The sequence below is a fragment of the Ramlibacter tataouinensis genome, from assembly GCF_027941915.1.
Classification (GTDB): domain Bacteria; phylum Pseudomonadota; class Gammaproteobacteria; order Burkholderiales; family Burkholderiaceae_C; genus Ramlibacter; species Ramlibacter tataouinensis_C.
The window spans coordinates 4,424,616-4,445,098 of sequence record NZ_CP116009.1; the positions used below are offsets into that span (position 1 = coordinate 4,424,616).

Genomic DNA, 20,483 nt, shown 5'->3' on the forward strand with positions numbered 1-20,483 from the left:
CGGGCCCGTCACTTCGTCCCGAAGATCCGGTCGCCCGCGTCGCCCAGGCCCGGCAGGATGTAGCCGTGCTCGTTGAGCTGGCGGTCGATGGCGGCCGTGTAGATGGGCACGTCGGGGTGGGCGCGCTGCATGGCCTGCACGCCCTCGGGGCAGGTGAGCAGGCAGACGAACTTGATCGACTTGGGCTGGAGCTCCTTGAGCCGCTCGACCGCGGCGATGGCGGAGTTGCCGGTGGCCAGCATCGGGTCGACCACGACCACGTCGCGCTCGTGCATGTCCTGCGGCATCTTGAAGTAGTACTCGACGGCGGTCAGCGTCTTGGGATCGCGGTACAGGCCGATGTGGCCGACGCGCGCGCCGGGCACCACGGTCAGCATGCCGTCCAGGATGCCGCTGCCGGCGCGCAGGATGGAGACGAACACCAGCTTCTTGCCGTCGATCACCTTGGCGGTCATCTTCTCCAGCGGCGTTTCTATCTCGACGTCCTGCATCGGCATGTCGCGCGTGACCTCGTAGGCCATCAGCGAAGCCAGTTCGCCCAGCAGCCGGCGGAAGCTGTTGGTGCTGGCCTCCTTCTTGCGCATCAGGGTCAGCTTGTGCTGGACGAGCGGATGATCGATCAGGTGGACTTGGGACATGGGAGATGCTTGTTCTGAAAAGAGTGCACCGAATATAGCGAGGCGACTCAGAACACCGTGCCGTCGCTGTGCACCTGCAACGGCGGCAGGCCGTTGCGGGCGCGCCCGGCGAGTTCGCGCCCGGCGGCCCAGGTGCCGCCTTCCAGCACCCCGGCCAGCGGCAGCTGGTCCGGCGACAGCGACAGTTCGGAGCGCACCAGCCCGGCCAGCTCGTCAATCAGCGCCACGGTGAGCGCGCGCCACTCGACGATGATCTCGTCGCCCGGATGCCAGACGGTGCGCGCCGCTTCCGGTTCGCGCAACTGCAGCACGCCGCTGTCGATCAGCAGGCCGCCGTTGCGGTATTCGGGCAGGGCCGTGAGACGCTCCAGGCCGCGCACCTGCACGCCAACCCAGGTGAACGGCTCCAGCAGCGAGTAGGTGATCCACTGCGTGAGCTTGTGGAACGGCACCCACCCGTCGGATTCCGCATCGCCGCGCACGGCGCCATGGCGCCACACGTCGCCCAGCGGCACGCCGCCGATGCGGGTGCCCAGCGGCCAGATGCCGGACAGCGACACCAGCAGCTGCGACAGGATGTCGTGGGCGTCGACGTCGGCCGAGGGCGGGATGCCGCCCTCGGCGCCGATCAGCAGATCGAAGATCCCGGCCGGCCGGCCGGGATCGCCGAACACTTCGGGCTGCTCCTGGAGCGCCTCGCCCAGGCGGCGCAGCAGCACGGCGCGGCCCTGCAGCCCGACCAGCGGGTTGGCCTCGCCGACCTGCAGCACCTGGGCCAGCCGGTCGGTCACCAGCGAGCGCAGGCCTTCGGCGTCGGCCTGCAGCGGGCGCAGCCTGTCGCTGGAGAACATGCCGCCGGTGAAGGCATGGAAGCTGGCCACGGCCAGCCCTTCGGAGCGGGTGTAGGTCTGGCCGCTGGCCGCATCGACGTACTTCCAGTCGCTGCCGGCGCCGGCATCGAGCAGCACGCTGACCACCGTCAGGTCGATCATCGCCCGCGCCCGGGTCGCCGGCGGCACGTCGCCCAGCAGCGCTTCCAGCTGGCCGCGGCGGTCGACGCCGCCGGCCTCGAAGTGGCGCCAGCGGCTGTGCAGCGGCACCTGCAGCCCCGGATAGCGCCGGCGCGTCGCGGCGGCGACTTCGGCGGCGGCGGCGCGCATGCGGCCATCGTCCACCGTGAACCAGGCGGAATGGCCGACGCGGGCCCGGTCCAGCAGCTGGCCGCAGCGCTCGCGCACGGTGGTGGTGGAACGCAGGATGGTGGCGGCGACCTCGGCCTGCGAGACCTCGTGCACGAATTCGTTCTGCCCGCTCACGGGACGACCCTCCGTCCGGCGCGCGGCGGCTCGAGCATTCCGGTGCGCCGCTGCCGGTTCATGCCCAACCCCGGCCGCGCGTGGCCTTCAGGCGCTGTGCATCGGGCACCGCGCCGGGCGTGAAGTAGCCGGCCGCCATCTTGGCGTCCATCTCGACCCGCGCGTCGGCCGGGATCAGTTCGTCCGGGATGTTCACGCGCTCTCCCACTTCGATGCCCGAGCCGGTGATGGCGTCGTACTTCATGTGGCTCATGGAGACCAGCCGGTGGATGCGGCGCACCCCCAGCCAGTGCAGCACGTCGGGCATCAGCTCCTGGAAGCGCATGTCCTGCACGCCGGCCACGCACTCGGTGCGGGCGAAGTACTGGTCGGCGGTGTCGCCGCCGAGCTGGCGCTTGCGTGCGTTGTAGACCAGGAACTTGGTCACTTCGCCCAGGGCGCGGCCCTCCTTGCGCGAGTAGGCGATCAGGCCGACGCCGCCGCGCCCGCCCGCTTCGCGCGGCTGCGCGCCGCGCACGCATTCCTCGATGGCGTGCGTCAGGTAGGGCCGGCAGGTGCAGATGTCGGAGCCGAACACGTCCGAACCGTTGCATTCGTCGTGCACCCGCGCGGTGAGCTTCACGCCGGCGTTGGCCAGGTCACGCGGGTTGCCGAAGATGTAGACCGTCTGGCCGCCGATCGGCGGCAGGAAGACGTCGAGGTCGCCGCGCGTGACCAGCTCGGGGTACATGCCGCCGGTCTCCTCGAACAGCACGCGGCGCAGGTCGGCCTCGGTGCAGCCGAAGCGCCGGGCCACGCCGGGCAGGTGCCACACCGGCTCGATCGCGGCCTTGGTGACCATGGCCGCGCCGCTGGGCAGCAGCAGTTCGCCGTCGGGTTGCAGGCGGCCCTTGTGCACGGCCTCGATGATCTCCGGCAGGACCACGTGGGCCTGGGTGATGGCGATGGTCGGGCGCACGTCCAGCCCGAGCCCGATCTCCTCGGCGAACACCTCGGCCACCTGCGCGCCCCAGGGATCCAGGCTGACGATACGGCCCGGCTCGCTCCATTGCGGATGGGGCCCGATGGCGTGGGTCGGCGCCGTGTTGGTCAGGTCGGCGCGGTGGCCGGGCGAGAGCGCGCCGGCGGCCACCGCCAGCGCGCGGTACACGCTGTACGAACCGCTGTGCGTACCGATCACGTTGCGGTGCGCGCGCGAGCTGGTGGTGCCCACCACCGGACCGCGCTCGGCCGGGTTGGCGGCGGCCCAGCGGATGGCCGGGGCGCCGGTGCCGCCGGCATGCGAGGTCAGGCGGATGTGCCGCGGCGCTGGGCTTTGGGGCGACATGGCGGGCTCCTCAAAGAAGAGACTTTAGCCCTCGCCGCCGGCCCCGTGGGCCGCCGATGGGGCTATTCGGTGCGCTGCGCCGCCGGCGGCAGGCGCGCACGGCGCAGCTTTTCCACCTCGCGCAGGTAGGCGGCCATGTAGTAGCGGTTGAACAGCTGCTCGGTCCACTCCGGCAGCTGCTGCGACTTCTTCTCGTAGTGGGCGGTGTACAGGTCCCACAGGCGGGCGTTGTCCACCAGCGCCGTCATGCTGATCCTGCCCTTGAGCAGCGTGCCGCGCAGCTTGGCGGGGTCGAACTCCCGGATCGCTCCCTCCGCCAGGCCGCGCGCGGCGGTGCGCAGCGAAGCCTCGTGCGAGCGGGCATCGTCGGCGACCTCCTGCAGCGCCTTGCGGGCCGGCGCGTAGCTGCCCACGCCGTCGGGCGTGAACAGCAGGTACTGCAGCATCTCCTGCAGCGGCAGGCCGCCCTTGAGCGGGTTGTTCTCCCGGGCGCCCAGCAGGGTCCTGTCCTCGGCCCGCATGTCGCGGCGCGCGCCCAGGCGCGAGCCCAGGTGGTCGCCCAGGCACTGGACGACGTGGCGCACCGAGGCGCCGAAGGTTTCCCAGTCGAAGTCGGCGTCGCCGGCCGGGGGCGGCACGCCCAGGCCGCGGCACAGGGCCTGCAGCGTGGTGTCGCCGACCTGGGTGCGATCGAAGCTGGGCGCGGCGCCCGCCGAGGGCGCCGGCGCCGGCGGGGCGTCCATCGGGATGTCCACGCCCGAGCGGCCGACGAAGGAGATCGAGAACGGATCGGGGCCGGCCATGTCGTCGGCCAGCCGCCAGGAGGTGGAGGAGGAAAACGGGTCGTCCGGCACCAGGCCGCTGGAAGGCGGGGCGGAATCCGCTACCGGGGCGGCCGCTGCCGGCGGGGTGGGGGCCGCTTGGGGCGCCGGCTTGGGCGCGTGCTGCGACAGCAGCTCGGCCCACGGGTCCGTGGCCGCGGCCGCCGTGTCCTTTTCCGGCGCCGAGAGCGTCACCGGGCCGGCCGGCACCGGGCGCGTGCCCATGCCGGAAAAACTGGTGGCGTCGAGGTCGACCGCCGCCGGCTCGGCCGAAACGATCAGCGAGTACGACCCGATCCGGGCCGACTCGCCATCGGCCAGTACGACCTCGTCGCCGGAGAAGTAGTCGCCGTGGTCGGTGTTGATGCCGTTGCCCGACAGCACCTGCAGCCGGGCGCCGGCCTCGCTCCAGGCGATGGAGAGGTGGCGGCGCGAGACCAGGCGCTCGGTGTCGGGCAGGTAGACGGCGGCTTCCTTGTCCCGCCCGACCACGACGGCCGGGGTGGCGGGCTTGAGGGCGACCGTCTGCTCGAAGGCCGCGGGGCCGGAGAAGTGCAGGAGGAACGACACGCGATCGGGTAATGGACGGGCAGCTCAGCGTGGGGTAGCGCCGCTGTCCAGGGCTACGAAAGTGTTCATCGGGGACCCCGTTGCGTCCGGCGGTCGGACCTCGTTCGCATCATAGCTGTGCAGTGCTGCACGCCCGGATCTGTTGTCAAGCCCCCGAACGGGATAGCTTGTGCGATGTATACGACTGTCACAAGTTCAACTAATTGACACAAGAGTAAACGGATGTAAGAGTTCTAGCGATCCGGACAAGGCGCCCAAGAGGAGTAGGAATTGATCAAGAAGAACTGGCTGGCTGCGGCTGCGGCCACCCTGTGCACGCTGCCCGTGCTGGCCCAACAGGTCCGGCCCGACGCGGGCACTTTGCTGGAGCCCAGGCAGTTGCCGGCCGTCCCGGCGCCCGGCGGAGCCCCCACCACGGCGCTGCCGCCGGCCCCGGCCGCGGCGCCGTTCAACACCACGGTGAGGATGACGCCCGCGGCCTTCCGCATCCAGGGCAACACCCTGTACCCGGAAAGCGAGTTGCAGCCGCTGGTGGCCGAGTTCGTCGGCAAGACCACCGACATGGAAGGCCTGCTCAAGGCGGCGCAGGCGGTGCGTCGCTACTACCGCGAGCGGGGTTACCTGCTGACCGAGGCCTACCTGCCGGAGCAGCAGTTCCAGGCCACCGGCGGCACGGTGACCATCCAGGTGCTCGAAGCGCGCGTCGGCAAGGTCAACGTGCGCGTCGAGGACCCCGGCATTTCACAGTCGCTGGCCAGCGCCATCGTCCACACCCACCTGAAGGCGGGCGATGCCATCAGCGAGGCTTCCCTCGACAAGCCGGTGCTGCTGCTGCGTGACCTGATCGGCTTCGACGCCACGGCTTCGGTGGAGCCGGGCGCCAGCACCGGCGAGGCCGATGTCACGGTGATGGTCAAGTCCGCCGGCCCGAAGATGGACGGCTCCGTCGGCGCCGACAACTTCGGGGTGCGCAGCGCCGGCCAGAGCCGGGTGTTCGCCAGCGCCAACCTGAACAACCCGACCGGCCGCGGCGACGTGCTCAGCGCGCGGGTGCAGATCAGCGAGCGCTCGGGCTCCGAGCTGTACCGCATCGGCTACAGCACCGCGCTGGGCGGCTACGCCACCAAGCTCGGGCTGAACCTCACCAAGACCGAATACGCGCTGGGCAAGCAGTTCGCCGCACTGGGCGCCACCGGCGAGGCCACCATCTACGGCATCTCGCTGACCCAGCCGATCATCCGCACGCGCAGCAGGAACCTGCTGGCGGCCGTCACGTACGAGCGCAAGGACCTGAGCGACCGCACCACCACGCCGCCCAGCAACGCCGATCGCCAGGTCGACTCGTTGCGCTTCAGCCTGCTGGGCAACTGGGTCGACGAAGCGCTGGGCGCTTCCTTCAACAGCTACGCGGCGCACCTGACCGTGGGCGACCTCGAGCTCGACCCGGCCACCCGCGCGCTGGACCAGGGCGCCACCGGGCTGCGCACCGCCGGCTCGTTCAACAAGCTGAACGTCGAATACCTGCGCACCACCTTCACCTCGGCGGCCGGCCGCCTGAGCGGCTCGTTCCAGGGGCAGCTGGCCTCCAAGAACCTGACCTCGGCCGAGAAGATCGGCCTGGGCGGCCCCTCGGGCGTGCGCGGCTACCCCACGGGCGAAGCGGTGGGCGACAGCGGCGCCATCGTGCAGCTGGAATACAGCCACCAGCTGCCGCAATGGGGCTGGACCGCCGCCGTCCCGCTGCGCGCCAGCGTGTTCTACGACTGGGGCTACGTGAAGTTCAACCAGGACGGCGCGCCGTTCGCCGCGCAGGCGAGCGAGACGCTCAAGTCGCTCGGCGTGGGCCTGACCGCCGGCACCTTCGGCAACTGGCTGCTGACCACGCAACTGGCCTGGCGCCTGGACCGCGCGCCGGCCACCGACCCCGACAAGCGCCCGCGCGTGTGGGTGTCCCTGCAGAAGTGGCTGTAAGCGCCGCCCAGCCCTGAACCGAACGAACCACCCGCGCCGTACGAAAGAACGCCCATGAACCACCGTCCCACCGCCCGCGCTGGCCGCACCGGCATCCGCACCGTCATCGTCCAGATCTCGCGCAAGCTGCGCGCGACGTACCGGGTGCGCACCGGGCGGCTGTTCTCGCAACTGCTGGCCGCGCTGCTGGGTGTGTACTCGGCCCAGGTGTTGGCGCTGCCGCAGGGCGGCGTTGTGCAGCAAGGCGCGGTGACGATCAGCACGCCCAACGCCAACTCGATGGTGCTCAACCAGGGCACGAACAAGGCGGTGATCAACTGGCAGAGCTTTTCGATCGGGGCGGGCCAGTCGGTGCAGTTCCTGCAGCCGGGCGCCTCGTCGGTGGCGCTGAACCGGGTGGTGGGCGGTGACGTGTCCTCGATCTTCGGCACGCTCAGCGCCAACGGCCAGGTGTTCCTGGTCAACCCGGCCGGGGTGCTGTTCGCGCCGGGCGCGCAGGTCAACGTGGGCGGTCTGGTGGCCTCCACGCTGAACCTGAGCAACGCCGACTTCATGGCCGGCAAGTACACGTTCAGCGGCGACAGCGGCGCCAGCGTGGTCAACAACGGGATGATCCGCGCCGGCTACGTGGCCCTGGCCGGGGCGCAGGTGGCCAACGCCGGCACGATAGAGGCGGCGCAGGGCGGCTCGGTGGGGCTGCTGGCGGGCTCGCGCGTGAGCGTCGATCCGGTCGGGGCGGGGCTGGTGAAGTTCAGCGTGGACTCGGCGGCGGTGAATGCGGCCGCGGCCAACAGCGGCACGATCGTGGCCGAGGGCGGCCAGGTGCTGATGGCGGCGCAGGCGGTGGGCGACACGCTGGCGACGGTCGTCAACCAGTCGGGCGTGATCCGGGCCAACAGCGTGGTCGAGAACAACGGGCTGATCACGCTGAGCGGCGGCGCCACAGGCATTGTCAAGGTGACCGGCACGATCGAGGCCAAGGGCGACGATGCGGGGGAGACCGGCGGCACGGTGGAGGTGCTGGGCGACAAGGTTGGCCTGGGCAGCGGATCGGTGATCGACGCCAGCGGGGATGCCGGCGGCGGCACCGTGCTGGTGGGCGGGGGCTGGCAGGGCAAGGGCACCGAGCAGAACGCTTCGGCCACGGCCATGGCCACCGGCGCGCGCATCCATGCAGACGCGGGCACGAGCGGCAACGGCGGCACGATCGTCGTCTGGTCTGACGGCCAGACGGCCGTCGGTGGCGAGATCAGCGCGCGTGCCGGCTCCCAGTCCGGCAATGGCGGCAAGGTGGAGACGTCCGGCAAGGACCACCTGACGATCGCCGACTCGGCGAAGGTCGACGCGACGGCTGCAAATGGCCAGATGGGTACTTGGCTGCTCGATCCCACCGACATCATCGTGGCCACGGGCGGGGCGGCCGCGGTGGGGGATGTGGACCAGTTCGCAGATGCCGGAGCGACAATCACCATTGCTCCCGCTACGATCAATGGCGCCGGCGCGACGGTCTACCTGCAAGCCACCAAGGACATCACATTCAGCGATGCGGTCGCGATGACCGGGGACGGCGTGGGCCTGACCGCGCAGGCAGGCGAAAACATCGATGTCAACGCCTCCATCACCACCACGAACGGTGACGTCACGCTGTCCGCCAACGATTCGGGGGCCGGCCTGAAAAGTGGCAACGGGCGCGTGGCGGTCAATGCCGCCATCAACGCCGGCTCCGGCTCGGTGACGATCACCAACAACAACGGTGGCGGCGCGAACCAACTCGGGTCAAGCATTACGGCGGCCAGCATCGGGATCACGGGGACCTTGGATCTGACCGCTGCATCGGCGCTGAACGCCACCGTTGGCACCATCACAGCCCAGGCTATCAATGGCAGTGGGAACGACCTTTCCCTGACCTCTGTGGGGACCTCCACCACGAACTCGCTCATCAACCTGGGGCACCTCACGACCGGCGCTGGCACCAACCTCAATGCAGGGAGTGTCGCCGCGGGGACCGCCAGCCTCGGCGGCAACGTCACCACCACCACCAGCGCGCAGACCTACACGGGCGCCGTGACGATCGGCGGCAATTCAACCATCAGCAGTACCACCGGCGCCATCGGCTTTGACACCATCGACGGTTCTACCGCGGGCGCGCAGTCGCTCACGGTGAAGACGAGCGGCGGGGCGGTCAACTTCGGCGGCGCCGTCGGCAGCACCACGGCGCTGGCCAACCTCACGATCGATGCGGCTGGCAAGGCGATCACGCTGAACACGACGACGCTCACCGGCACGCTGGACGTCACGGCCAGTTCGCTCAGTCAGACGGGCGTGCTGACGGCAGGGACCGTCCAGGCCAACATGACCGGCTTCTTCGACCTGAGCGCAGTAGGCAACTCGATCGACACCGTCGGTGCGATCTCGGCGGGTGGCGCTGTTCTCATCAGGGACACCTCGGGAACCCTTGCAGTCTCCGGTCCGTTGACTAGCGGCGGAACGGTCAACATCTACGCGCAAGGCGCCATCGCGATCGATGCGGCCGTCCAGGGCGCGGGCGCGGGCGTCGTAATCAATGCATCCGGAGCGACGGGTGACATCACCACCACGGCTAAAGGGACGATCACAGCGACCGCCGGCAGCGTCGATCTCACCGCCACCCGCGATGTGAGGTTGGGCGCTGCTGTCAACGCCGCCGGGGGAACCACCATCGTCGTCGGCAAGGACGCCCTGGTGGGGAGCGCGGGCGGCACGTTCTCCACCACGGCTGGCATCACCTCGGGTTCGGGCACCTCCGTCTCGGGCCGCAACGGCGACGACACCTTCGATTTCAGCGGCGCGCCCGCGATCACCGCCGCGGTCGACGGCGGCGCAGGCACGAACACCCTCAAGGGGGCCAGCAGCTTCGAACTGACTTCGGCGGGCGGCGGCACGGCGGATGGCACGCTGTCTTACGTCAACATCCAGAATCTGCAAGGCACAACCGCGACGACCTTCTACGGCAACGGCGGCAGCGTCGCTGGCACCATCACCGGTGGCTCCGGCGTCAGCACGCTGAAGGGAACCCTGACCAGTGGCGGCGCGCAGAACTACAGCAATGGCACGACGCTGGGCGGGCATGTGACGCTGGACACCGGCGAATCCACCGACACGATCGACCTGGGAACGTTCGCGGGAATCGGGTCGGCCGGCAACCTGACGGTCACCAAGGGCAACACCAGCATCAAGGGCACGACCAGCAATGCGGGCCAGATGACTTTCGGCGATGGCCTCACGGCGACGGGCAACATCGTTGCGGAATCCGTGAAGGCTGCATCGTTGAGCGTGGGCGGCAACATCACCACGACCAAGGGTGGCCAGCAGTATGGCTCCACCACCCTCACGGCGGCATCCGCGCTGAGCGACACGGGCAGCACGGCGATCGCGCTGGGCACTTCGGTGGCAGGCGGCGGCAACAACCTGACGCTGGCGACCACCGGCGGCGTGAGCAGCACGGGCGACATTGCGGGCGTGGCTGCGCTGACCACCGGCAAGGGCACGAACCTGACGGCGCAGAGCGTCACGACCACCGGCCTGGCGACGCTGGGCGGCAACGTGACCACGGCGGGCACCGGTTTGACAGGCCAGAGCTACGGCGGCGGCACGACGCTGACGGGGAATGCGACACTGCAGGACACGGCCAACAACGCGTTGGTGCTGGGCGCGGTGGCAGGCGGTGGCAACGACCTGACGCTGACGACGACTGGGGGTGTGGACGCCGGTGTGGTGGCTGGCGTGGCGGCACTGACGACCAGCGCGGGCACGAACCTGAATGCCACCAGCGTGACCGTCACTGGCGCGGCGGCGCTGGGCGGCAACGTGACGGCCACGACGGGCAACGTGAGCTTCGGCTCCACGACGCTGAACAGCAACGCCACGGTTTCTGCCAACGCTGGCGCCGGCACGATCGGGCTGGGGACGGTGACGGGCAACGCCAAGGACCTGACGCTGACTGGCCTGGCCAGCACTAGCGGCATCATCGGCGGCGGTGCCATCCTGGCCAACCAGCTGACGACGACGGGCGCGGTGACGGGTACCAGCGTGAGCGTCACGGGCGCGGCAATGCTGGGCGGCAACGTGACTGCGACGATAGGCAACGTAAGTTTTGATTCGACCACGCTGGACAGCAATGCCACGGTTTCTGCCAACGCTGGCGCCGGCACGATCGGGCTGGGTGCGGTGACAGGCAACAGCAAGGACCTGATGCTCACGGGTGCGGCCACCACCAGCGGCATCACCGGTGTCAACGTGCTCACGGGGAACCGGTCGCTGACCACCACGGGCGCGGTGACGGCCACCAGCGTGGCGGTCGCGGGCGTGGCCACGCTGGGCGGCAACGTCACGACCACGGACGCGGCCGGCCAAGTCTACAGCGGCGGCACGGTGGTGAACGCCGACCTCACGCTGGACGCCGGGGCGGCCAACCCGATCAAGCTGGGCGCGGTGACGGGCAATAGCAAGGACCTGACGCTCACGGGCGCGGCCACCACCAGCGGGATTACCGGTGTCGACGTGCTCACGGCGAACCAGTCGCTGACGACCACGGGCGCAGTCACGGCCAACAGCGTGGCGGTCACTGGCGCGGCCACGCTGGGCGGCAATGTCACGGCGAGCACGGGCAACCTGAGCTTCGGCTCGACGGTGCTCAATGCGGACCTGACGCTCAGCGCCAATGGCGGGCTGGGCGCGATCGGCACCGGTGTGGTGACCGGCAATTTGAAGGACCTGACGCTGACCGGCGTGACGACCCTGTCCACGGTCACGAACGTCGACGTTCTCTCCGCCAGCCAACTGACCACCACCGGGGCCCTGTCCGCCGGCAGCGTGAATGTCACTGGCGCGGCCACACTGGGCGGCAACGTCACGGCCAGCACGGGCAACCTGAGCTTCGGCTCGACAGTGCTCAACGCGGACCTGACGCTCAGCGCCAATGGCGGGCTGGGCGCGATTGGCACCGGTGCGGTCACTGGCAATGCGAGGAACCTGACGCTGACCGGCGTTGCAACCACGGGCGCGATCACCGGCGCCGGCGTGCTCACGGCCAACCGGTCGCTGACCACCACGGGCGCGGTGACGGCCACCAGCGTGGCGGTCGCGGGCGTGGCCACGCTAGGCGGCAACGTCACGACCACGGACGCGGCCGGCCAGGTCTACAGCGGCGGCACGGTGCTGAACGCCGACCTCACGCTGGACGCCGGGGCGGCCAACCCGATCAAGCTGGGCGCGGTGACGGGCAACAGCAAGGACCTGACGCTCACGGGTGCAGCCACCACCAGCGGCATCACCGGTGTCGACGTGCTCACGGCGAACCAGTCGCTGACCACCACGGGCGCAGTCACGGCCAACAGCGTGAACGTGGGCGGCGCGGCGAGCCTGGGCGGCAATGTCACCACCTCGGGCGACCAGACCTACGGCAGCCTGACGCTGAACGCTCCGGCAGTTGCGCTGGATGCGGGTGCGGCCAAGAGGATCAGCACGGGTGCGATCACCGGCGGTGGCAACAACCTGACGCTGACGGGCAAGGCCACGCTGGGCACGAGCTCGGGCATCGGTGCGCTGGTGGCCAACCAGACGCTGGACACCACGGGTGACCTGGGCGCGGTGAGCGTGGCGGTGGCGGGTGCGACGACGCTGGGCGGCGATGTGACGACCACGGGCACTGCAGGTCAGACCTACACCGGCGGCACGACCCTGGGCGCGAACGTGACGCTGGCCTCGGGCGCGGGAGTCAACGAAATCAAGCTCGGTGCAGTCACCGGTGCCGGCAAGAACCTGACGGTGACCAGCGGCGACACGACCATCGCCAGCACGTTTAGCGATCTGGGCGTGCTGTCGGTGACCCATGGGCTGAAGACGGGCGGCAACATCGGCGCAACCAGCGTGACGGCGGGTGCGACGACGCTGGGCGGCGACGTGACGACCAGCGCAGGACAGACCTATGGATTCACCACGCTGGAAGCCGGAGTCACCCTGAGCGACACGGCCGACACGGCACTCAGCCTGGGCAACGTGACCGGGGGTGCCAACAGCCTGACGCTCACCAGCAAGGGCGGGGTGACGGCCGGCACGGTTGATGTGGCCGGGCTGACCACCAGCGTCGGCACGAAGCTCTCGGCCAAGAGCGTGACGACCACTGGCACGGCCTCGCTGGGCGGCGACGTGACGACGACGGCGGGCCAGACCTACAAGGCGACGACGACACTGACGGCCAGCGTGACGCTCATGGACACGGCCGACACGGCGATCAGCCTCGGCGATCTCGCCGGCGGCGGCAAGGACCTGACCTTGACCACCAAGGGCGGCGTCGTGGCAGCTTCGATCGACAACGTCAACAACCTGGAGCAGACCAACGGCGGACTCGAGGTCACCGGCTTTGTCGGCACGCTGGGTGACATCGACGTCGCGGGTGCACTGGGTGTCGGCGGGATCCTCTCCACCGTGAATCTCAGCGCCAATAGCGCCAACCTGACGGGCAACGCCAACGCCACGGGTGCGGTCAGGACCACCGGGTCGCTGTCCACCGGTGGCACCCTGGCCGCCGACTCGATCGACGCCGGCAGCAGTGCGAGCTTCGGTGGCGCTGTCACGGTCACCGGTGCGCTGAAGACGGGCACGACGCTGACCACGGCGGGCGGCGCCGACATCTCCGCGGGTAGCCTGGCGGCAACCGGGGCGGCGAGCCTGGGAGGCAATGTGACCACCGCCACCACCCAGAACTACAACGGCGGGCTGACGCTGACGGCGGCCTCCACGCTTTCCAGCACCGGCAACGGAAACATCACGGTACTGACGGGGCTCACCGGCAACGGCAACAACCTGACGATCGCCTCGTCCGGCACCGCGTCCATCGCCAACGCCACCGGCATCGGCACCTTCACCGCCGGCACCAACGGCACCACCAGCGGCGCCATCACCGCGGCGGTCTACAACCTGAACGGCGGCACGGTCGATGCGACGTTCGGCGCCGGTACGCTGAACCAGGTCAGCGGCACGACGCTGCTGAACGGTGCCACGAGCGCGGGCGCCGTCAACGTGAGCGGCGGCACCCTCAAGCTGGGCTCGACCAACCGCCTGGCCGACAGCGCTACCGTCACGGTGGGCGTCGTTGGGACGCTGGATCTCGACGGCTACACCGACACCGTCGCCACCGCCAACCTGGCCGGCACGCTGGCCGGCGCCGGCAAGCTGACGGCCGCCACGTACAACCTGAACGGCGGCACCGTCAACGCCAACCTGGGCGCGGGGACCCTGAACCAGGTGGGCGGCACCAGCACGCTGAACGGCACGTCGGACGCGACCACGGTCAACGTCAACGGCGGTACGCTGCAACTGGGCAACGCGGCCAACCGGCTGGCCAGCGCCACCACGGTGGCGATCGGCGGCGGCGCCACGCTGAACACCGGCGCGGCAGCCCAGAAGTTCGCCGCCGCGGCGATCACCAACAACGGCACGCTGACGACCGGTGGCGCGCTCGAAGCGGCCAGCATCACCAGCGCCGGCACGGCAACGTTCGGCGGCAACGTCAAGACCACCGGCGCCCAGAGCTACACCGGCGCGCTGGCCACGGCGGCGAATTCCACGCTCGAGGCCGGCGGCAGCCTGACGGCTGGCAACGCGACCATCGGCGACGGCACCACCCTGCGCCTGAACGGCGCCGGCACGATCGACGTGGCGGGCAACTACGCCGGCGCGGTGAAGGTCGATGGCGGCGCCACCAGCGTGACGCTGGCGGACACCAGCGCCGCCACGCCGTTCGTCATCAACCAGATGACGGTGGCCCCGAGCGCCAACGTGACGCTGAACTCCGCCGGCGCGCTGACGGTCGACGCGGCCAACTTCTCGCAGGTGGCCAAGCTGGACGTCAAGGTGAGCAAGGGTGACGCGACGTTCCTGAACTCCTCGACCACGCGCGGCGGGCAATCCGGCGTGCTGGCCACCGGCGGCATCACGATGCAGGTGGACGAGGGCAACGTGAACACGCAGGCCGATCCGATGTGGGTCAACCCGGCCACGCCCAACCTGAGCGTCACCATCACGGGCGCCTTCAAGGCCTGGCTGGCCGGCAACGTCAGCTCCGACGCGGTCACGCGCCGGATCCTGTCGGATGCGCAGGACGGCGTGGGCGCGAGCCGGGCCGAGATGGTGCGCGAGTTCCTGCACGAGCTGAAGCGCAACGTCGGCGTTGGTGCGGTGGAGGACCTGGTGCTGTTCGGCGGCATCGACATGGAAGGCATCACCGCGCCGCTGAACTTCAGCAACCTGGCGGTGCGGCTGCCCAAGTGCGCGGGCGAGCAGGCCAACTCGCAGCAGTGCAACTGACGGACGTTCGTCCGGCTCATGCAAAGGGGGCGCTTCGGCGCCCCTTTGCATGGTCATCGGCGACGTGATTGGCGCGGGCACCACACACGGTTCGCAGGGCGCGCCATCCCGTGAATTCCTGCGCCGCCGCTGGCTGGCTGCTGGGAACGGCAGAGCTTAAACTCGGCTCAACCCGCCCGCTTGCCCGTGACCGTCAAGAAACTCGGCCGCTACGACATCATCCGCACCCTCGGCAAGGGCGCGATGGGCCTGGTCTATGAGGGCAGGGACTCGGTGCTGCAGCGCCGGGTGGCGATCAAGACCATCATCGTCGAGAACCTCGACTCCAAGGCGGCCGAGGAGTACGAGTCGCGCTTCCGCACCGAGGCGCTGGCGGCCGCGCGGCTGCTGCACCCGAACATCGTGCCGGTGTTCGACTTCGGCCGGCACGAGGGCGTCGCCTTCCTGGTGATGCAGTACATCGAGGGCGACGACCTCAAGGACCACCTCGACCGCGGCGAGCGCTACAGCCCGCAGGCGTCGATGGCGATGATCCTGGACCTGCTGTCCGCGCTGGACCACGCGCACGAGAACAACATCGTGCACCGCGACATCAAACCGGCCAACATGCTGATCGAGAAGGGCCGGGTCAAGCTCACCGACTTCGGCGTGGCCCGCATCCAGGACCCGGACGCCGCCAACAAGACCCAGCTGGGCGCCGGCGGCATCGGCACGCCGCGCTACATGTCGCCCGAGCAGGCGCAGGGCCAGCGGGTCGATTCGCGCTCCGACCTGTTCAGCACCGGCATCGTGCTGTACGAGCTGCTGACCGGCGTGCGGCCGTTCGACGGCGACAACCCGTTCGCCATCATCCACCAGATCGTCAGCGCGGTGCCGCCGCCGCCGACCTACCACAACCCGCGCCTGCCCAAGGCGCTGGACGCGGTGGTCGCCAAGGCGCTGGCCAAGAACCGCGACGAGCGCTTTTCCACCGCGCGCGAGTTCGCGGTTTCGCTCAAGGCCGCCGGCCAGCGCGGCGGCGGCGCCAGCACCCACGCGGGCGGCGCCAGCGGTGGGGCCGTGCCGGCCACTCCCGCGCCCGTCGCCGCGGCCGGTGACCCAAGCGCCGCCACCGCCCCTTCCACCATCAACCTGGAGCTGGAGCTCGAGTACTGGAAGGACATCAAGGATTCCGAGGATGCGCACGACTTCGTCGATTTCCTCGAACAGTTCCCCGCCGGCAAGTTCGCGGCGCTGGCGCAGCGCCGGCTCAAGAAGCTGGGCCATGACACCAGCAGCGCCGAGCCGGCGGCGCGCACCGGCGGGGGCGACGACGACGATGAAGCCACCCGGCTGCCCGGCCACCTGACCCGCCCGCCGGGTGGCGGCACCGCGGGCGGCTCGGGGACGTACGGGAGCGGCGGCACGGCCGGCATGTCCGGCAGCCTGAAGCTGGCCGACAAGCAGGTGGTGGTGTCGCCCGACGACGCCACCGTGATGGCATTTCGCACGGGCACCGGCGCCGGCGCCAGCCAGCCGGGCAAGACGCCCGCGGCCGTGCCCGACGCCATGGCCGCCAAGGCCGCGGAAGAGGCGCGTGCCGCCGAGGCCCGCGCCGCCGCCGCGGCCCGCGAAGTCGAGCGCGCCGAAGCCGAGCGCAAGGAGGCCGAAGCCCGTGCCGCTGAAGAAGCCCGTCGCCAGGCCGAAACCCAGGCCCGGCTGAAGGCCGAGCAGGAAGCCCGGGCGAAGGCGGAAGCGGAAGCCAGCGCCAAGGCGGAAGCGGAAGCGGAAGCCAAGGCGAGGGCGGCGGCCGAGGCCAAGGCCCAGGCCGAAGCAGAGGCCAAAGCCAAGGCCGAAGCAGAGGCTCGCGCCAGGGCGGAAGCGCAGGCCCGGGCCGAGGCGGCCGAAGCCGAAGCCAGGGCGAAGGCGCGGGCCGAGGCCGAAGCGGAAGCCAAGGCCAAGGCCAAGGCCAAGGCAGAAGCCGAGGCCAGGGCCAAAGCCGAAGCCCAGCGCCAGGCGGAAGCGGAAGCGAAGGCCCGGGCCGAGGCCCAGGCGAAGGCCAAAGCCGACGCGGACGCCAAGGCCAAGGCGGAGGCGAAGACCAGGGCCGAGGCGGAGGCGAAAGCCAAGGCCGACGCCGAAGCCCGGCGCAAGGCCGAGGCAGACGCGAGGGCGAAGTCCGAAGAGGAGGCGCGCCTCAAGGCCGCCGAGGCCAAGGCCGCCGAAGCCGCCCGCCAGGCTGCCGAGCAGGCGGCGCGCAAGGCGGCCGAACAGGCCCGGGTCCAGCCGGCCGCCGCACCGGCGAGCCAGGAGCCGGCTAGGTCCACCGCGACCGCACCGGCGCAGCCGAAGTCCAAGGCCATGCCCATGGCCATCGCCGGCGTGGTGGTGCTGGGCCTGATCGGCGGCGGCGTGATGATGCTGTCGGGTGGCGGCAAGCCTCAGGACGACACGGTGGCCAAGGCCACGGTCAAGCCGCCCGAGGCGCCGCGGCTGGACGAGCCGGCCAAGGCCGCGCCGCCACCGCCTGCCGCCGCGCCGGCCGCGCCCGCGGCCCGGCAGGAAGATCCGGCCAAGGCCGAAGAGGCCCGCAGGAAGGAAGAAGAGGCCCGCAGGAAGGCCGACGAAGCGAAGAAGAAGGAAGAGGACGCCCGCAAGCAGGACGAGGCGCGCAAGGCCGACGACGCCCGGCGCCAGGCCGAGGCCAAGTCCAAGGCGGACGCCGAAGCCAGGTCCAGGGCCGAAGCGGAGTCGAAGTCCCGGGCGGACGCCGAGGCGAAGGCCAAGGCCGAAGCGGAAGCCCGGCGGCACGCCGACGCCCAGGCCAAGGCCCGGGCCGAGGCCGATGCCAAGGCCAGGGCCGAGGCCGAAGCCCGGACCCGGGCCGAAGCGGAAGCCCGGGCCAAGGCCGAAGCCGACGTGAAAGCCAGGGCCGAAGCCGAAGCCCGGACCCGGGCCGAAGCCGAAGCGAAAGCCAAGGCCGACGCCCAGGCCAAGGCGCCCGCCGCCAGCGCCGCCCAGCTGCTGGCCCAGGCCCAGCAGGCCGAGAGCGCGGGCCGCGGCAGCGAAGCCGTCAGCGCCTACAAGCGGGCTGCCGCCGCCGGCAGCGGGGTCGCCGCCAAGCGCCTGGGCGACATCTACGGCAAGGGCCAGCTCGGCATGGGCCGCGACCCGGTCGAGGCCAACAAGTGGAACAACGCGGCCATCAAGCTGGGCGAATGCATCAGCGGCCCCGTCGCACTCAAGGCCGGCGCCACCGGCAACGACTGCAAGAACTGAAGGCCGGCGCTCCGGTCGGCACGCCCCCGGTCCGCAGCCGAAGCGAGCCCGGCCCGTGCCGGGCTGCCCCAACGCACTGCGCTACATGGGCTTGAAGCTCGTCTCGACCAGTTCGATGCGCTCGAAGCGCTGGAACGCGCTGTCGATCGCTGCTCGCACGGTGGTGCTTTCCTGCCTGCCGACGCCCTGGCCGCGCTGCGCGAGGACGATCCCCGTGCGGCCGGGCAGCCGCGACTGGATGAAGGCCTCCGCCTGGTCCGTCCCGAACGAGGGCGAGGGCTCGCCCAGCCGGTAGGCGCTGCCCGACTCGGTGAAGGCCACCGGGTACCGGCCCGGCCACGCGCCGGCGCCCATCATCCGGACCTCCACTACTGGCGAGGTCACGATTGACCCTCCATCCATGTGGCCCGGTCGGTCATAGACGGTTCCCGCGATCCGGGTGCCGCCCACCACGCCCCATTTCTCGATGCGTTGGCTTGTGCTGCCGCTCATGTGCGCTCCCTTGCCTGTGTCCGCTGCACTGAAGCAGGATGCTAGGGAGCGGGTCCATCGGCGGCGGCGATCGCCACCCGAAAGAGCTCGGGCCCGAAAGAGCCATCGCCCGGCCGGCGGTTGCGGGTGGGTTGCGGATGGTGCCGTGGCGCTCCCGGGCCGGGCCGGCCCCCAGGCTGTCGGGCTTCGACCGTGGTGGAGCTCAGCGGCGCTTGCCGCCCAGCAGCCCGCCCAGCACGCCGCGGATGATCTCGCGGCCGACGGTGCTGCCCATGGTGCGCACGGCCGACTTGGCCATGGCTTCCACCATGCCCTCGCGCTTGCCGCCGCGCGGGCCGGTGGAGCCGAACAGGATGTCGCCCAGCCCGCCCATGGCGCTGCCGGTCGCCTGGTCGGTGGCGCCGCCGCCGGCGGAGGAGGCGGCGGCCGGCGCCTGCTCGGCGCGCTGCTTGAGCTTCTCGTAGGCCGACTCGCGGTCCTGCGCCTGGTCGTAGGTGCCGGCCACCAGCGAGCCGGCCATCAGCGCCTGCCGCTGCTGGGGCGTGATCGGCCCGATCTGGCTGCCCGGCGGCAGCACGTAGGCGCGCTCGGTGATGCTGGGACGGCCCTTGGCGTCCAGCAGGCTGACCAGCGCCTCGCCCACCGCCAGCTCGGTGATGGCGGCCTGGATGTCCAGCCCGGGCTTGGGCCGCATGGTTTCGGCGGTCGCCTTCACGGCCTTCTGGTCGCGCGGGGTGAAGGCGCGCAGCGCGTGCTGCACCCGGTTGCCCAGTTGCGCCAGCACCGTGTCGGGGATGTCGATCGGGTTCTGCGTCACGAAATACACGCCCACGCCCTTGGACCGCACCAGCCGCACGACCAGCTCGATGCGCTCGACCAGCACGGTGGGCGCGTCCTTGAACAGCAGGTGGGCCTCGTCGAAGAAGAACACCAGCTTGGGCTTGTCCGGGTCGCCGACCTCGGGCAGCGTCTCGAACAGCTCGGACAGCATCCACAGCAGGAAGGTGGCGTAGAGGCGCGGCGAGCTGAGCAGCTTGTCGGCGGCCAGGATGTTGACCACGCCCTTGCCGCTCACGGTCTGCATGAAGTCGCCGATGTCCAGCATCGGCTCGCCGAAGAAGCGGTCGCCGCCCTGCGACTCGATCTGCAGCAGCCCGCGCTGGATGGCGCCGACGCTGGCGGCGCTGACGTTGCCGTACTGGGTGCGGAACTGCGCCGCGTTGTCGGCCACGTGCTGGAGCATGGATCGCAGGTCCTTCAGGTCCAGCAGCAGCAGGCCGTTGTCGTCGGCGATCCTGAAGACCAGGTTCAGCACGCCGGCCTGCGTGTCGTTCAGGTCCAGCATGCGCGCCAGCAGCAGCGGCCCCATGTCGGAGACGGTGGCGCGCACCGGGTGGCCCTGTTCGCCGAACACGTCCCACAGCGTCACCGGGCAGGCGGCGGCCTCCGGCAAGGGCAGGCCGCGCTCCTGCACGACCTTGGCCATCTTCTCCGGCATCTGGCCGGCCTGGCTGATGCCGGTCAGGTCGCCCTTGACGTCGGCCATAAACACCGGCACGCCGATGCGCGAGAAGTTTTCGGCCAGGGTTTGCAGGGTCACGGTCTTGCCGGTGCCGGTGGCCCCGGTGACCAGGCCGTGGCGATTGGCCAGGCCCGGCAGCAGGAAGCATTCGGTGTCACCGTTCTTGGCGATCAGCAGCGGGTCGGCCATGGGTCGAAAAGTAGAATCCGGGTCCACAGCAAT

At 70.5% G+C, this 20,483-nt stretch carries 9 protein-coding genes; 3 read left to right on the plus strand and 6 right to left on the minus strand.

The window, feature by feature from the left end; translation table 11 throughout:
• Positions 1-8: 8 nt before the first annotated feature.
• From upp to tagH, 4 genes are all read right to left on the minus strand, one after another.
• Entirely contained in the window at positions 9-638 is a 630-nt protein-coding gene (gene upp / locus PE066_RS21240; protein WP_271234500.1) for a uracil phosphoribosyltransferase, read from the minus strand.
• Between the two features lie 47 nt (positions 639-685).
• The gene (locus tag PE066_RS21245; protein ID WP_271234501.1) at positions 686-1,954 is read right to left on the minus strand and encodes a URC4/urg3 family protein; all 1,269 of its coding nucleotides are present in this window, start codon (positions 1,952-1,954) and stop codon (positions 686-688) included.
• 58 nt (positions 1,955-2,012) lie between these two features.
• Positions 2,013-3,281, minus strand: a complete 1,269-nt coding sequence (locus tag PE066_RS21250; protein ID WP_271234502.1) for a GTP cyclohydrolase II — start codon at positions 3,279-3,281, stop codon at positions 2,013-2,015.
• 62 nt (positions 3,282-3,343) lie between these two features.
• Positions 3,344-4,672, minus strand: coding sequence for a type VI secretion system-associated FHA domain protein TagH (gene tagH / locus PE066_RS21255; RefSeq protein WP_271234503.1), 1,329 nt, complete (start codon positions 4,670-4,672; stop codon positions 3,344-3,346).
• A 270-nt stretch (positions 4,673-4,942) separates the two neighbouring features.
• Between tagH and PE066_RS21260 the strand changes: the two genes are divergently transcribed.
• The 3 genes from PE066_RS21260 to PE066_RS21270 all read left to right on the plus strand — a co-directional run bounded on the left by PE066_RS21260 (position 4,943) and on the right by PE066_RS21270 (position 18,247).
• A complete protein-coding gene (locus PE066_RS21260) occupies positions 4,943-6,643 on the plus strand; it encodes a ShlB/FhaC/HecB family hemolysin secretion/activation protein (protein ID WP_271234504.1) in 1,701 nt (566 codons plus the stop codon).
• A gap of 54 nt (positions 6,644-6,697) precedes the next feature.
• Positions 6,698-14,989, plus strand: coding sequence for a beta strand repeat-containing protein (locus PE066_RS21265; protein ID WP_271234505.1), 8,292 nt, complete (start codon positions 6,698-6,700; stop codon positions 14,987-14,989).
• 186 nt (positions 14,990-15,175) lie between these two features.
• Positions 15,176-18,247 (plus strand): serine/threonine-protein kinase, encoded by a 3,072-nt coding sequence (locus PE066_RS21270; protein WP_271234506.1) that lies wholly within the window; start codon positions 15,176-15,178, stop codon positions 18,245-18,247.
• Between the two features lie 81 nt (positions 18,248-18,328).
• Here the strand turns inward: PE066_RS21270 and PE066_RS21275 are convergent, their stop codons facing one another.
• Together PE066_RS21275 and PE066_RS21280 are read right to left on the minus strand one after the other, a co-directional pair.
• Complete coding sequence (locus PE066_RS21275; protein ID WP_271234507.1) at positions 18,329-18,739, minus strand: hypothetical protein; 411 nt, start codon at positions 18,737-18,739, stop codon at positions 18,329-18,331.
• Between the two features lie 202 nt (positions 18,740-18,941).
• Positions 18,942-20,450, minus strand: a complete 1,509-nt coding sequence (locus PE066_RS21280) for a helicase HerA-like domain-containing protein (RefSeq protein ID WP_271234508.1) — start codon at positions 20,448-20,450, stop codon at positions 18,942-18,944.
• Positions 20,451-20,483 lie beyond the last annotated feature (33 nt).